The organism is Scopulibacillus daqui (genome assembly GCF_016908855.1).
Lineage (GTDB): Bacteria > Bacillota > Bacilli > Bacillales > Sporolactobacillaceae > Scopulibacillus_A > Scopulibacillus_A daqui.
Genome location: NZ_JAFBER010000028.1, coordinates 19328 through 33513 on the forward strand (window position 1 = coordinate 19328; position 14186 = coordinate 33513).

At 40.2% G+C, this 14186-nt stretch carries 12 protein-coding genes, 1 rRNA gene and 1 other annotated feature; all 13 genes read right to left on the reverse strand.

The window, feature by feature from the left end:
* Position 1: 1 nt before the first annotated feature.
* Positions 2 to 1405, reverse strand: a complete 1404-nt coding sequence (gene cysS, locus JOD45_RS14485; protein ID WP_205004622.1) for a cysteine--tRNA ligase — start codon at positions 1403 to 1405, stop codon at positions 2 to 4.
* Positions 1386 to 2054: a serine O-acetyltransferase EpsC gene (gene epsC, locus JOD45_RS14490; protein ID WP_205004623.1), complete on the reverse strand. Its 669-nt coding sequence runs from the start codon at positions 2052 to 2054 to the stop codon at positions 1386 to 1388. The genes cysS and epsC overlap by 20 nt, the downstream gene beginning before the upstream one ends.
* A gap of 114 nt (positions 2055 to 2168) precedes the next feature.
* Positions 2169 to 2388, reverse strand: a binding site (T-box leader).
* Positions 2389 to 2429: 41 nt separating this feature from the next.
* Positions 2430 to 3899, reverse strand: coding sequence for a glutamate--tRNA ligase (gene gltX, locus JOD45_RS14495; RefSeq protein WP_205004624.1), 1470 nt, complete (start codon positions 3897 to 3899; stop codon positions 2430 to 2432).
* Positions 3900 to 4125: 226 nt separating this feature from the next.
* Entirely contained in the window at positions 4126 to 4599 is a 474-nt protein-coding gene (gene ispF, locus JOD45_RS14500) for a 2-C-methyl-D-erythritol 2,4-cyclodiphosphate synthase (RefSeq protein WP_205004625.1), read from the reverse strand.
* A 2-nt stretch (positions 4600 to 4601) separates the two neighbouring features.
* A complete protein-coding gene (ispD, locus tag JOD45_RS14505) occupies positions 4602 to 5291 on the reverse strand; it encodes a 2-C-methyl-D-erythritol 4-phosphate cytidylyltransferase (RefSeq protein WP_205004626.1) in 690 nt (229 codons plus the stop codon).
* 31 nt (positions 5292 to 5322) lie between these two features.
* A complete protein-coding gene (locus tag JOD45_RS14510; protein ID WP_205004627.1) occupies positions 5323 to 6420 on the reverse strand; it encodes a PIN/TRAM domain-containing protein in 1098 nt (365 codons plus the stop codon).
* An 81-nt stretch (positions 6421 to 6501) separates the two neighbouring features.
* Entirely contained in the window at positions 6502 to 7569 is a 1068-nt protein-coding gene (gene disA, locus JOD45_RS14515; protein ID WP_205004628.1) for a DNA integrity scanning diadenylate cyclase DisA, read from the reverse strand.
* Complete coding sequence (gene radA, locus JOD45_RS14520; RefSeq protein WP_205004629.1) at positions 7529 to 8938, reverse strand: DNA repair protein RadA; 1410 nt, start codon at positions 8936 to 8938, stop codon at positions 7529 to 7531. Before radA ends, disA begins: the two co-directional genes overlap by 41 nt.
* 283 nt (positions 8939 to 9221) lie before the next feature.
* Positions 9222 to 11669 carry an ATP-dependent protease ATP-binding subunit ClpC gene (gene clpC / locus JOD45_RS14525; RefSeq protein ID WP_205004630.1) on the reverse strand — a complete coding sequence of 816 codons (2448 nt, stop codon included), beginning with the start codon at positions 11667 to 11669 and terminating at the stop codon, positions 9222 to 9224.
* Positions 11670 to 11682: 13 nt separating this feature from the next.
* The gene (locus JOD45_RS14530; protein ID WP_205004631.1) at positions 11683 to 12765 is read right to left on the reverse strand and encodes a protein-arginine kinase McsB; all 1083 of its coding nucleotides are present in this window, start codon (positions 12763 to 12765) and stop codon (positions 11683 to 11685) included.
* A complete protein-coding gene (locus JOD45_RS14535; protein WP_205004632.1) occupies positions 12765 to 13280 on the reverse strand; it encodes a protein-arginine kinase activator protein McsA in 516 nt (171 codons plus the stop codon). The genes JOD45_RS14530 and JOD45_RS14535 overlap by 1 nt, the downstream gene beginning before the upstream one ends.
* 36 nt (positions 13281 to 13316) lie before the next feature.
* Positions 13317 to 13775: a CtsR family transcriptional regulator gene (locus tag JOD45_RS14540; RefSeq protein WP_205004633.1), complete on the reverse strand. Its 459-nt coding sequence runs from the start codon at positions 13773 to 13775 to the stop codon at positions 13317 to 13319.
* A 308-nt stretch (positions 13776 to 14083) separates the two neighbouring features.
* Positions 14084 to 14186 (reverse strand): 5S ribosomal RNA (gene rrf, locus JOD45_RS14545); the annotation flags it as partial.

Below are 14186 nucleotides of genomic sequence, written 5' to 3' on the forward strand. Positions count from 1 at the left end.
ACTAAACTCTTTTCCAGCGAACACCTTGTGGCGTATCTTCTAAAATAATGCCTTGACTCTTTAAATCATCGCGGATTTTATCGGCAATATCAAATTTGCGGGCTTTCCTGGCTTCTTCTCTTTTTTCAATCAATTTTTCAATATCTTCATCCAGCATTGTTTCTTGCTTTAGTGTTAAGCCAAGCACTCCTGTCAGTTCATCAAATAAACGGATAAAGTCTTTGAGTACTTTGATGGATGAATTAGGGTTTTCTAAAGCTAGATTGGCTTCTTTGGCTGCATCAAACAATACTGAAATAGCGTTAGCGGTATTAAAGTCATCGTCCATTTCTTTAATAAATTGTTTCCGAAGCGCTGCGATCTTTTCTTCAAAAGCGGAAGCATCTTCGCTGTTCATAAGGTCAGCACTATTCTCTATACGATGCTCAAGATTGTGATAAGTTGTTCTTAAGCGATCATATGCTTGTTCAGTACTCTTCAACAGCTCGTCGCTGAAATTAATCGGATGCCTGTAATGAACAGTTAGAATGAAAAAGCGAATCACATTTGGGTCATAAGATTTGATTAAATCGTGAACTAAGATGACATTGCCAATGGATTTAGACATTTTTTCGTTATTAATTTTAATATACCCGTTATGAAGCCAGTAATTTGCCATCGTTTTGTCGTGAAGGGCTTCCGATTGGGCAATTTCATTTTCATGATGCGGGAACGCTAAATCTTGTCCTCCAGCATGGATATCAATCGTATCGCCGAGATATTTTTCAACCATTGCCGAGCATTCAATATGCCATCCCGGACGTCCTAATCCCCACGGGCTTTCCCAGGTAATTTCTCCTGGCTTTGCTTTTTTCCATAATGTAAAATCCAATGGATCTTCCTTATGTTCTCCAACGTTAATTCTTGCGCCCACTTTAAGCTCATCAATAGATTGATGCGAGAGTTTGCCATATTCTTTAAACTTTCTTGTCCGGAAATAAACATCCCCTTCTGATTCGTAGGCATAGCCTTTGTCTATCAGCTTTTTAATAAAAGCAATGATTTCCGGCATCGTTTCCGTTGCACGGGGATGAATATCCGCTTCCTTAACATTTAGTGCGTGAACATCTTCCCGATACGCTTTTATAAATCGTTCCGCAATATTCAATACCGAATCATTTTGTTCAATAGACGCTTTAATGAGCTTATCATCAACATCAGTAAAATTTGATACATAAATCACTTCAAAACCCCGGTATTCGAGATAGCGGCGGATAGTATCAAATACAATCGTCGGACGCGCATTGCCAATATGAATATAATTATATACGGTTGGACCGCATACATACATTTTGACCTTATTTTCTTCAATAGGTTTAAAAGGCTCCTTGCTTCTCGTTAAGGTATTATAAATTTGAATCGCCATACATTTCACGACCTTCCTTTTTTAATGACTGAAGTTCTGATTTTAATCGATTTATTTCTTCTTCCATCTGTTTTAATTTATCTGCAATAGGATCAGGCAAATCATGATTTAAATCATCATTATTTATTTTAACCCCATTTTGGCGGACTACTTTTCCCGGTATACCGACAACCGTTGAATTCTCCGGCACATCATGAAGAACGACTGAACCGGCGCCTATTTTCGAGTGATCGCCTATCATAATGGATCCCAACACTTTTGCGCCAGAAGAAATCATCACATGATTGCCGATGGTTGGATGGCGTTTGCCTTTTTCCTTCCCTGTGCCGCCCAGCGTTACGCCTTGAAAGAGCGTAACGTGATCGCCAATTTCACATGTTTCCCCAATCACAACGCCCATGCCATGGTCTATAAAAAAATGCCGTCCTATTTTGGCACCTGGATGAATTTCTATACCAGTGAAAAAACGGCTGATTTGCGAAAGCGATCTGGCAAAGAAATAGAGGCGTTTCTTCCAGAACCAATGGGCTATACGATGGGACCAAATGGCATGAAGGCCGGAGTAAGTCAAAATGACCTCTAGAGCGTTTCTCGCCGCAGGATCTTTTTCAAACACAACTTTTAAATCTTCACGCAGAATTTTAAACATTTTCACCCTCTCCTAATGTACAGCATGCTTATAACACGTTATCTTCAGCTCAAATCAAAAATTGTAACGCCCGCTTATCAGTAAAGGCAAAAAAGCGTCTCAGTGTCCAATTGACACAGAGACGCTTTGCGGCGCGGTTCCACTCTGTTTGAGATATTGAATATCTCCGCTCTAACCCGATAACGGACGGTTCGCCGCTCTGACTTACTTTATTCAGCCAGAAACTCAAAGGGGCAATTCAGAGACTATATTTCTTAAACCACTTTCAGCCGGTGATGGTTCTCTCTAATAAGAAAGGGATAGCCTCCTACTTTTTCCTTATCAACGCTTTTTATCGTTTTATTTATTATATATCACTTTTTGACAAAAAGGTGATTACATTTCTAATATTTTTAAAGCATCATCTAACCTTGACAAAACAATATCCTTTCCTAATAAGGCTATCGATTGCGGCAACTCAGGGCCATGCATTTGTCCGGTAACAGCAATACGTATAGGCATAAACAGCTTTTTGCCTTTTTGCCCGGTTGCTTTTTGCGTGGCTTTAATCTTTTTCTTGATTTCCTCAGGAAGCCATTCGTCCAGACTTTCCAGTTCGCCTTTAAAAGTCTTAAGGACCTCTGGCACCTGTTCTTCATTAAGAATTGTCATCGCTTCTTCGTCATATGATATCTTTTCTTTAAAAAATAGATCTGTAAGTTCAACAATCTCTGCACCATATTGAAGTTGCTCTTGATATAAACCAATCAGTTCACGCACCCAAGCCGTTTGGTTTTCATCTAAGTCTTCCGGCAGCTTTCCGGCGCCAATTAAATGCGGAAGAGTAATGTCGATGACTTTTTCAAGCGGCGCCTTTTTAATATATTGGTTATTCAGCCAAGCAAGCTTGACAGGATCAAAAACAGCCGGAGAAGTGCTTAATCTGCCGACATCAAAGATGTCTATTAATTCTTCTTTGCTAAAGATCTCTTCCTCGCCTTTAGGAGACCATCCTAAAAAGGCAATGTAATTAAATAATGCTTCCGGAAGATATCCTAAATCACGATATTGTTCAATAAATTGTACGATACTTTCATCTCTTTTGCTGAGTTTCTTGCGATTTTCATTAACGATAAGCGTCATGTGGGCAAAAACAGGCGGTTCCCATCCTAGAGCTTCATAAATCATGAGCTGCTTTGGCGTATTAGAGATATGATCTTCGCCCCGCAAAACATGCGAGATTTCCATCAAGTGGTCATCGACGGCAACAGCAAAGTTGTACGTTGGAACGCCGTCTTTTTTGACAATAACAAAGTCTCCGATACCGTTAGAATCAAAGGAGACATGCTCTTTAACAATATCATTGAAACTGTATGTTTTGTCACGGGGAACAGCAAAGCGCACACTCGGCGTCCTGCCTTCGGCTTCCAAACGTGCCCGCTCTTCATCTGTCAAATGACGGCATTTTCCTGAATATCTAGGCATTTCACCGCGTGCTAATTGTTCCTCGCGATTCTTTTCCAATTCTTCTTCGGTACAATAGCATTTATAAGCAAGACCCTTATCCAATAGCTCCTGCCAATATTTTTTGTAAATATCGAGTCTTTCAATTTGCCGGTACGGACCATATTCACCGCCGACGTCAATGCTTTCATCCCAATCAACGCCAAGCCATTTTAAATAATTTAATTGATTATATTCTCCGCCTTCAACATTACGCTTTTGGTCGGTGTCTTCCACACGGATAATAAATTTTCCTCCGTTATGCCTCGCGAAAAGATAATTGAAAATGGCTGTTCTAGCATTACCGATATGTAAATGTCCTGTTGGACTCGGAGCATATCTCACTCTTACTTCTTTTGTCATTTGTTATCACCTATTTTCATTCATAGTGTGCGTTACAATTAACCGTTCATTTATTTATCTATTTTAGCACTGAAAGGATGCAAAGTGAATGGCAAAGCTTAATTATCAATGATGTTCAAAAGGAAGAAGGCGCTGTTTTGTTTAACCCTTGCAGCTTTGCAGCAAGAATTAGCGAAGCTTCTTCGAATAGGCGGCACCAAGGCGCCCCCCGCTACGCTTCGGCTTTTCAAGCTTCCTCTATGAGACAAACAGCCTGGGCTGCAATTCCTTCTTCTCTCCCGGTAAAACCTAATCTTTCTGTCGTTGTTGCCTTAACATTTACTTGTTCTCTATCGGCTTCCAAAAGCCGCGCAATCATATCTTTCATATCTCCAATATAAGGAGCCATCTTAGGTTTTTGCGCGATAATCACACAATCGAGATTGCCTAAACGGTAGCCTTTTCCTTTAACTAAAGACCATACATGCTTAAGCAACTCCTTTGAATCAGCATCTTTGTATTTATCATCATTATCAGGAAAATGCCGGCCAATATCGCCCTCTCCAACAGCGCCGAGCAGCGCGTCACTAATGGCATGAAGCAAAACATCCGCGTCCGAATGCCCGGCAAGCCCCAATTCATAAGGAATAGAGATACCGCCAATGATCAGCGGCCTTCCTTCAGAAAATTGATGTACATCAAATCCTTGTCCAATTCTCATTTTCAGTCGCCCCTTTTTAAAGCCCGTAAATACTGTTCAGCAAAAAACAAATCTTCCGGCGTTGTTATTTTAATATTACGGTAATCACCTTTTACAACAGCAACATCGCGCCCCATTAATTCAACAAGCGAGGCATCGTCTGTTACCTCAGCATTAATGGAACGGCCGTAATCGTGTGCTTGTAAAATTAACGGCAGACGAAAAGCTTGTGGCGTTTGTACTGCCCACAAGCTTGAACGATTAACCGTTTCAATAACTTTATTGCTCTCAACTTTTTTAATTGTATCCTTAACTGGTACAGCTAATACTGCCGCTCCGGTTGATGCGGCAGATTGGACAACATCAGCAATTTGTTCTTTTTTGATAAATGGGCGTGCACCGTCATGGATAAGAACAATCCCTTCCCCGCTTACAGCTTTTAGCCCTGAATAAACGCTGTCCTGCCGTTCTTTACCGCCATTAACAATCCGCTGTACTTTTGTGACATGAAACTTTTCGAGCAAATCTTTAAAAACAGTTTGTTCTGCTTTGTTAATAACAAGAGTAATGCCTAAGCAGGCAGCATCCTGTTCAAAAGCTCTAAGGGTATGGATGACAACAGGGACATCTAAAATGTTTAAAAACATTTTATTCTTCCCCGCTCCCATTCTTTTTCCTTGTCCAGCTGCCAGAATAATCGCATGATATTCCATGAATAACCTCCGGTAGATGCTGTACGATCACTTATAGTGCCTGCTCCATTAGTTTAGGTTTTGCAAAGATCATACGACCCGCCGATGTTTGCAGTACACTTGTGACAATAACATCGATGGTTTTGCTTATATATCTATGTCCTTCTTCTACCACAATCATTGTACCATCGTCAAGGTAACCGACCCCTTGATTTTGTTCTTTTCCATCCTTAATGACTTGAACTTTGAGTTCCTCGCCTGGAAGAACGACTGGTTTAACCGCATTGGCTAGATCATTGATATTCAAAACATCGACACCCTGGAGCTCACAAACCTTGTTTAGATTAAAATCATTTGTAACGACAATTCCGGATACTGCCTTTGCCAGCTTCACTAATTTGCTGTCAACTTCAGCAACTTCTTCAAAATCGCCTTCGTAAATATCAACTTTAACCGGCAATTCTTTCTGGATTCTATTCAAAATATCCAAGCCTCGTCTGCCCCTGTTTCTCTTGAGTGCATCAGAAGAATCAGCGATATGTTGAAGTTCTTCAAGGACAAAGCGCGGAATCACAAGTATCCCTTCTAAAAATCCAGTTTGGCAAATATCAGCAATCCTGCCATCTATTATAACGCTCGTATCTAAGATTTTTAACATTTTTCCAGACGATTGGCCGTCTTCATTGTCTTTTTTCTTATCCTTAACCCTTGCAGAAATATGGAAAAGATTAATAAGTTCATCACGTTTTTTAAACCCGACTTGAAATCCAAAATAACCTAAGAAGATATAAACAAAAAGCGGAAGAACCGTACTAATGACATAAATATTTAAATAGCGTAAAGGAATTTGAATTAAAAAGGCAACGATAAGGCCAAAAACCAAACCTATTGTCCCAAACAAAACATCGGTAACAGGCGCTTTAATAATTTTTTCCTCAGCTCTTTTGATTGCGCTAACCGCCGAGTCAACAAACCAATAAGTTAATAAGAAAAAGATAATGCACCCCAGCACTGCTCCGGTATAAGGTGATTGAAGCCAGGCCGGCATATTGTTTCCAAAGTTTAAGAGCATAATAATCATAGGTATATATACAAATCCAAGCGTACCACCCAAAATGATGAAAAATAATTGGATTAATCGTTTCATCATGCATGGTCACCTCCTCTTTACCATTATAGACAGATTATCTAATTTGAAACTTAATATCGGCAATTTTACATAATTTATCTATTAAACCACACGATCTATGAACAGCTGTTCTTGAATGCGTTCTAGGCCATCTTTGATTTTTTTGGCGCGTTTAGCTCCAATGCCCTCAACCTCATCGAGTTCAGCGCTGCTCGCTTTAACAATGTGATTTAATGTCTTAAACTTGTCAATCAGATTTTTAATAATGACTTGAGGGAGCCTTGGAATACGGCTTAACATTCTGTATCCCCTTGGATAAAGGACTTCTTCGAGCTGATCCTCTTTAGAGGTATGGCCTAAAAGCTTGATAATCACATTTTCATTTAATAAATCTTCGTTATTTAATTTGCGGAGTTCATTAAGAATCTGATATGCATCCTCATCATGATTCATATAATCCTTAATCAAAAGGATCGCCTCTTCTTCGACATTTGTAACTAATTCAGTCAGCTGCATCTGAATTAAACGTCCTTCTGTTCCGAGTTCATTGACATAGTTCATAATTTCATCCCTTATACGCAAAACCATTTCGATACGATGGATGACCTGGGTTATTTCTTGAAAAGTGGCAAGCTCTTCAAATTCTAAAGCGCCCAGGTTAATAAGTCCTTTGTCAAGTGCAGCCCTGTATTTTTCCAGCGTTTGCATAGCTTGATTTGCTTTTGTTAAAATAACGCCGATATCTTTAAGCGAATATCTGAAATTGCCTTTATAAAGTGTAATAATGCTCCGGCGCTGGGAGATCGAAATAATAAGATTTTCAGTTTGTTTTGCTACTCTCTCCGCCGTTCGGTGCCTTATCCCAGTTTCGTCTGACGGAATTCTAGTATCGGGAACAAGCTGAGTATTAGCATATAAAATCTGTTTGCCGTCTTCACTTAAGATAATAGCTCCATCCATTTTTGCAAGTTCATATAAATTGGCCGGCGTAAAAGGGCAATTAATTGAAAAGCCCCCTTCGACAAGTTCCTTGACCTTGTCATCATAGCCTACAACAATCAGACCGCCTGTATTTGCTCTTAGAACATTATCAATCCCTTCTCTCAATGGAGTCCCGGGAGCAACCATTTTAAGGATTTGGTTGATAAACTGTTGCTTCTGATAATTCATACGCTGCTCCTCCCAACGAATAGTCCAACGTCTCTTTCACTGTAGAAACCCCGACAACTTCTATCCCATCCGGTACTTTCCATCCTTCTAAATTTTTATAAGGGATAAAAGCCCTCTTAAAACCTAATTTAGCAGCTTCTGCAATTCTTTGATCAATTCTCGACACTCTCCTTACCTCACCTGTTAGACCTACTTCGCCAATCATAATGTCTGTTGGTTTCGTCATTTGATCCCGAAAACTGGATGCAATGCTTACAGCAACTGCCAAATCAGTCGCGGGTTCATCCAATCGGACACCGCCGGCTACGTTAACATACGCATCTTGATTCTGCAATAGTAATCCTACACGTTTTTCAAGGACAGCCATAAGCAAGGAGATGCGATGGTGGTCTAATCCAGTGGCCATTCTACGAGGGTTCCCGAAGCTTGTCGGTGTGACTAGCGCTTGTATTTCAACTAGCACAGGTCTTGTTCCTTCCATAGCAGCAACAACAGTCGATCCGGCAGTGCCTTGTGATCTTTCTTGAAGAAATATTTCGGATGGGTTAGCAACTTCCGCAAGGCCCGTTTCTTTCATTTCAAAAACGCCTATTTCGTTTGTTGAGCCAAAACGATTTTTAACCGCTCTTAATATACGAAAAGTATGGTGCCTTTCTCCCTCAAAATAAAGAACAGCGTCAACCATGTGTTCCAGCAGCCTGGGGCCGGCAATTGCGCCATCCTTCGTGACATGGCCGACAATAAACGTTGCTATTCCTAAAGTTTTGGCAATCCGCATTAATTGTCCCGTGCATTCCCTAACTTGTGAAACACTGCCTGGAGCAGATGCAATTTCTTGATTATATATTGTTTGGATAGAATCAATCACAAGAAAATCAGGTGAGACTTCGTGGAGTTTCGTCTCTATCTCATGTATATCCGTCTCGGCTAGTACATATAAGTTGTCCGATTGAATTCCCAGACGCATGGCGCGCATTTTAGTCTGCTTGATTGATTCTTCGCCGGATATATAAAGGACTTTATAGCCATTTTCCGCTAATTGATCTGATGTCTGCAATAATAATGTTGACTTGCCAATTCCGGGGTCGCCTCCGACTAAAACAAGTGATCCGGGTACTACGCCCCCGCCTAAAACTCGGTTTAATTCCCCCATTTTTGTATAAATCCTAGGTTCTTTAGAGGCTTCAACCTTATTAATCGGTGTAGGCTTAGTCATAGCTTTTTTTACTGGGATGCCTTTAGGCTGTGAGCGATCAATACGCTCTTCAACCATTGTATTCCATTTTTTGCACCCCGGGCATTTTCCCATCCACTTCGGGCTCTCGCAGCCGCATTCTTGGCAAAAGAAAACTGTTTTCTGTTTTGCCATCTTTAATAACCACCTTTTATACAAAACACTTTAAAAACTTTACTTTATCTTATCATAAATATTGGCATTTAATTGTAACAAAAATTGTAGCATTTAATTTTTTTTTGATGCAATTTTTTATATGTAAAACTCGGCCGGGGCTAAGACACATGCTAACTTCCATTATCATCGACACCTGTCATGTAAAATTAAAGCCAAGGGGGGGCGTCCCTTGGCTAAATAGACAGCTTATTTTTAATCCATTCTTTTAAGAGGGCAATAACTAGAGCAAATCAGACTTATATTATTGTGCTTCAATGCTGGTTTTATTAGTGACAACAAAATCATTATTTTGATAATCAATCATAACGGTTGAGCCCTTAACTATATTGCCTTTAAGAAGCTCTTCGGATAATCTGTCTTCAATCTGGCGTTGAATGGCACGTTTCAACGGCCTTGCCCCGTATTCCGGATCATACCCTTCTTCAGCAATCTTTAGTTTTGCTGCATCAGTCAATTCAATAATAATCCCTTGGCCTTCTAAGCGGTCTTTCAGCTGACCGGCAAGCAATGTTACAATTTCTTTTAATTGTTCTTTATTAAGCTCATGGAAGACAATAATTTCATCAATGCGGTTAAGGAACTCAGGCCGGAATGTCTTCTTAAGTTCTTCCATGACTTTGCCTTTCATTTCGTTATATTCACGATCTTCGTCGGTTTGAATGGTGAATCCGACATGGTTATTTTTCTTAAGGGTGCTTGCACCGACATTAGATGTCATAATGATGACTGTATTTCTAAAATCAACAGTTCTTCCCTTAGAATCTGTTAATCTGCCGTCATCAAGAACTTGCAATAAAATATTAAATACGTCTGGATGAGCTTTCTCAATTTCATCTAGCAAAATAACAGAATAAGGTTTTTGTCTTACCTTTTCTGTTAATTGTCCGCCTTCATCATGTCCTACATAACCTGGAGGCGAACCGACAAGACGAGATGTTGTATGTTTCTCCATATATTCAGACATATCGACCCGAATAATGGCATCCTCATCGCCAAATAATGCTTCGGCAACCGCTCGCGCTAACTCAGTTTTCCCGACACCTGTCGGACCTAAGAAGATAAATGAACCAATTGGACGCTTAGGGTCTTTAAGGCCGGCTCTTGCACGGCGAATTGCTTTAGAAATTGAATTTACTGCTTCGTCTTGGCCGATCACACGTTTATGAAGAATGCTTTCCATGTTTAATAGACGTTCGCTTTCTTCTTCCTCAAGTTTTACAACTGGGATTCCCGTCCAATTTGATACAACCATAGCTATATCATCAGGGGTTACTTCTGTATTCTCTTGTCCTTGCTTTTCTTTCCATTCTCTTTGAGTAACTTCAAGCTCTTCTTTTAGCTTTTGTTCAGTATCGCGAAGTGAAGCGGCTTTTTCAAACTCTTGGCTTTGAACTGCAGCATCTTTCTCCTTCTTAACTTCTTCGAGCTTTTGTTCAAGTTCTTTTAAATTTGGCGGAGCTGTATAAGAACGGAGCCTTACTTTGGAAGCAGCTTCATCAATTAAATCAATCGCTTTATCCGGTAAGAAGCGGTCTGAGATATAGCGATCGGATAAACGGACAGCCGCATCAATTGATTCATCCGTTATTTTGACCCGATGGTGCGCCTCATAGCGGTCACGAAGCCCTTTTAAAATAAGAATGGATTCTTCAGCTGTCGGCTCATCTACTTTAATTGGCTGGAAGCGGCGTTCAAGCGCAGCATCTTTTTCAATATATTTGCGGTATTCATCTAAAGTTGTCGCACCAATGCATTGAAGCTCTCCTCTTGCAAGCGAAGGCTTAAGGATATTCGAAGCGTCAATAGCGCCTTCCGCACCGCCTGCCCCAATCAATGTATGAAGCTCATCAATAAACAAAATAATATTGCCGGCCTGGCGAATCTCATCCATGACTTTCTTTAAACGATCTTCGAATTCTCCGCGGTATTTTGTACCGGCGACAACTGTTCCCATATCAAGGGTCATGACGCGCTTATCGCGCAATATTTCAGGTACTTCATTATTAACAATTTGCTGTGCTAAGCCTTCTGCCACCGCTGTTTTACCTACCCCGGGCTCACCTATTAACACCGGATTATTCTTGGTACGGCGGCTGAGAACCTCGATCACGCGTTCAATTTCCTTGCTGCGGCCAATCACTGGATCCAGACCGCCGTCTCTCGCTGTCGCGGTTAAATCCCGCGCTAAGCTGTCGAGTGTCGGGGTATTTGCATTTGTTGCGCCTCTGCCTTGTTGAGCAGAAGAATTGGCTTCATGGCTGCCTAACAGCTGCAGAACCTGCTGACGCGCTTTATTTAAACTTACGCCAAGGTTATTCAATACTCTGGCAGCAACACCTTCTCCTTCCCTAATAAGACCCAGTAAAATATGTTCTGTTCCGACATAAGAATGGCCGATTTTACGCGCTTCGTCCATTGAAAGTTCAATAACCTTTTTAGCGCGCGGTGTATAGTGAGGCGGTTCTACAGACTCGCTGCCCCGGCCAATAAGGTTTTCAACTTCTTTTTGTATTTTTTCCGGGTTTAAATTCAATGCCTTAAGCGCCTTCGCAGCGATACCCTCACCTTCACGAACGAGTCCTAATAAAATGTGCTCTGTCCCCACATTATTATGACCCAGTCTGACAGCTTCCTCTTGAGCAAGGGCTAGTACCTTTTGCGCTCGTTCAGTGAACCTTCCAAACATCATAGTTATTCACTCCTCAGTCCATTGGTTTTTTAAAATCTTCGCTATGCAGCCGTTCACGAATGAGAGTTGCCCGGCGTACATCCCTTTCATTAGGGCCTAGCGTTTCTTGAAAATAATGCTGCAGGAATCCAGGTTGTGTTAATATCATTAATTCATTTAATATATTTTGAGATAACCCTTTGATTAAGCCTAGATCAATGCCTAGGCGAACATCTGAAAGGCATCTGGCTGCTTCTTTAGAAGGTATAATTCGGCTGTAAGATAAAGTGCCGTATGAACGGTAGACGCGATCTTCCAATTGCAATTTATTCATTTCCAATAAATCTTTCCTTGCAGCTTTTTCCTGCTGAATAAGCTGCATTGTTACACCTCTTAAATCTTCTACAATATCTTCTTCTGTTTTTCCAAGCGTCATTTGATTTGATATTTGGAATATATTTCCTAGAGCCTGGCTTCCTTCGCCATAGATCCCTCTTACTACCAAACCAAATTGGTTAATGGCTGGAGCAATTCGATTCATACGCTGCGTAATCATTAAAGCCGGTAAATGCATCATCACCGATGCTCTTAGTCCTGTACCAACATTGGTTGGACAACATGTTAAGTACCCTCGGTTTTCATCAAAAGCATAATCAAATTTTTCTTCGATCCAATCGTCAATGCCGTTAGCAAGAGTCAAGGCCTCATTTAATTGGAATCCAGGAAATAAGCATTGAATCCGCAAATGATCCTCTTCATTAATCATAATACTAACTGACTCATTTTCGTTGATTAAAACGGCACCATGATTTGCATCTTCGGCAAGATTTGGGCTAATAAGATGCTTTTCTACGAGCACTTCCTTCTCAATAGGCTTAAGATCGGCCATAGTAACTAAATCAAAGGTGCCCATAGTATGATACGTCTTACCTTCCAGTTTCTCTTTAATAAATTCTAATGCCTGTTTTGATTGCTGTTCGGAAGCAATCACCGGGAAGGTAAAATCGCTTAAATTCCTTGCTAACCTTATCCTGCTGCTTAATACAATATCATCATCCGGACCTTTTGACTGCATCCAGGGACTTACAGCTTGGTTAATAAATTTTTTTAAGGACATTACCTATTCCCCCTGTTTTCCAGCGAACGTATTTCATCCCTAACTTCTGCAGCTTTCTCAAATTCTTCATTCTCAACAAGTCGCTGCAATCGTTCTTTTAAGTCTTTTAGTTTCCTTTTAACGCTAATATCCTTTCCGACTCGTTTAGGAATTTTACCCTTATGAATGGTATTGCCGCCGTGGATTTTTCTAAACACAGGATCTAATTTTGAATTAAATGTTTTATAGCAATCTTCACAGCCGAACTTGCCAATTTTAACAAACTCAGGATATGTTAATCCGCAAGTTGGGCATTGTAATGCACCGTGATGCTGATTCACCTTTTCTTCCATAGGCTGTTCAAAATTCAGCAATCCTGACAATAGATCATGAATTGAAAAACCGTTGGATTCAGCCATGATATCACCTTTTTCTTTCGCACAATGATCACAAAGATGGTATTCAATCTTTTGACCATTAACGATTTTGGTGAAGTGCAATGTCGCTGGTCTGAGATGGCATTCCTGACATTCCATTTTATAAGCTCCCTTCCATTGCCTTCTATTACCTAATCACATTTTATACTTCAGGGCTTGTAGCATTGCTTTTAAAATATTGGCCCGAACCTCATCCCGCAAAGGAATACTTAAATCTAAAACGGAGCGGTCAATTGCGCTGATCATAAGTTTCGCTTCTCGCTTATTTATAATCCCTTCTTCAAGTAATCTAATAATCATTGATTCGGAAGTATTTTGCGTAATGTGTATATCTATAAGGTTAATCATTTCATCTATAAGCTCAGAGTGTGTATTTGGTGTGACTTTAATGACACGGATATAGCCGCCTCCGCCCCTTTTACTCTCGACTATATAACCTCTTTCTATTGAAAACCTTGTTTTTAAAACATAATTGATTTGGGAAGGGACACATTGAAATTTTTCAGCTAATTCACTTCTCTTTAGCTCAATAACACTGTTTTCGCTGAGAATTTCTTTAATATATTGTTCAATGATGTCTGATACATTCTTCATTACAACCTTGTGACCTCCCCTCTTGACTTTGACTTTCTTTGACTTTAATTATAATCATAATATTATACGATTTCAACTGTAAAGATGATCTTAAAAATGCTAAAGTTTAAAAAATAAATCAAGAGGAAATTTTTTAACTATTGGATGCATATCATTTGAATTGATAAATACATTTTCCCACGTATTAATAAAAATTAAACTTAAAATCCATATTATTATTCATGAAGCTATTGATTTTTATTTTACTGATTAGACGGAAGAATATCAAAAAAGGACAGGTATCATATACCTGCCCTTTTTTGGCTGATGCCTGGCGGCGTCCTACTCTCACAGGGGGAAGCCCCCAATTACCATCGGCGCTGAAGAGCTTAACGACCGTGTTCGGGATGGGAACGGGTGTGACCTCTTCGC

Bases quoted from the DNA above. Each gene is read 5' to 3' on its own strand.
- ispF (WP_205004625.1), bottom strand. From the start codon at position 4,599: ATGAGAATTGGACAAGGATTTGATGTACATCAATTTTCTGAAGGAAGG.
- JOD45_RS14530 (WP_205004631.1), bottom strand. From the start codon at position 12,765: ATGTCCTTAAAAAAATTTATTAACCAAGCTGTAAGTCCCTGGATGCAG.
- disA (WP_205004628.1), bottom strand. From the start codon at position 7,569: ATGAATTATCAGAAGCAACAGTTTATCAACCAAATCCTTAAAATGGTT.
- JOD45_RS14510 (WP_205004627.1), bottom strand. From the start codon at position 6,420: ATGATGAAACGATTAATCCAATTATTTTTCATCATTTTGGGTGGTACG.
- JOD45_RS14535 (WP_205004632.1), bottom strand. From the start codon at position 13,280: ATGGAATGTCAGGAATGCCATCTCAGACCAGCGACATTGCACTTCACC.
- radA (WP_205004629.1), bottom strand. From the start codon at position 8,938: ATGGCAAAACAGAAAACAGTTTTCTTTTGCCAAGAATGCGGCTGCGAG.
- clpC (WP_205004630.1), bottom strand. From the start codon at position 11,669: ATGATGTTTGGAAGGTTCACTGAACGAGCGCAAAAGGTACTAGCCCTT.
- ispD (WP_205004626.1), bottom strand. From the start codon at position 5,291: ATGGAATATCATGCGATTATTCTGGCAGCTGGACAAGGAAAAAGAATG.
- cysS (WP_205004622.1), bottom strand. From the start codon at position 1,405: ATGGCGATTCAAATTTATAATACCTTAACGAGAAGCAAGGAGCCTTTT.
- gltX (WP_205004624.1), bottom strand. From the start codon at position 3,899: ATGACAAAAGAAGTAAGAGTGAGATATGCTCCGAGTCCAACAGGACAT.
- JOD45_RS14540 (WP_205004633.1), bottom strand. From the start codon at position 13,775: ATGAAGAATGTATCAGACATCATTGAACAATATATTAAAGAAATTCTC.
- epsC (WP_205004623.1), bottom strand. From the start codon at position 2,054: ATGTTTAAAATTCTGCGTGAAGATTTAAAAGTTGTGTTTGAAAAAGAT.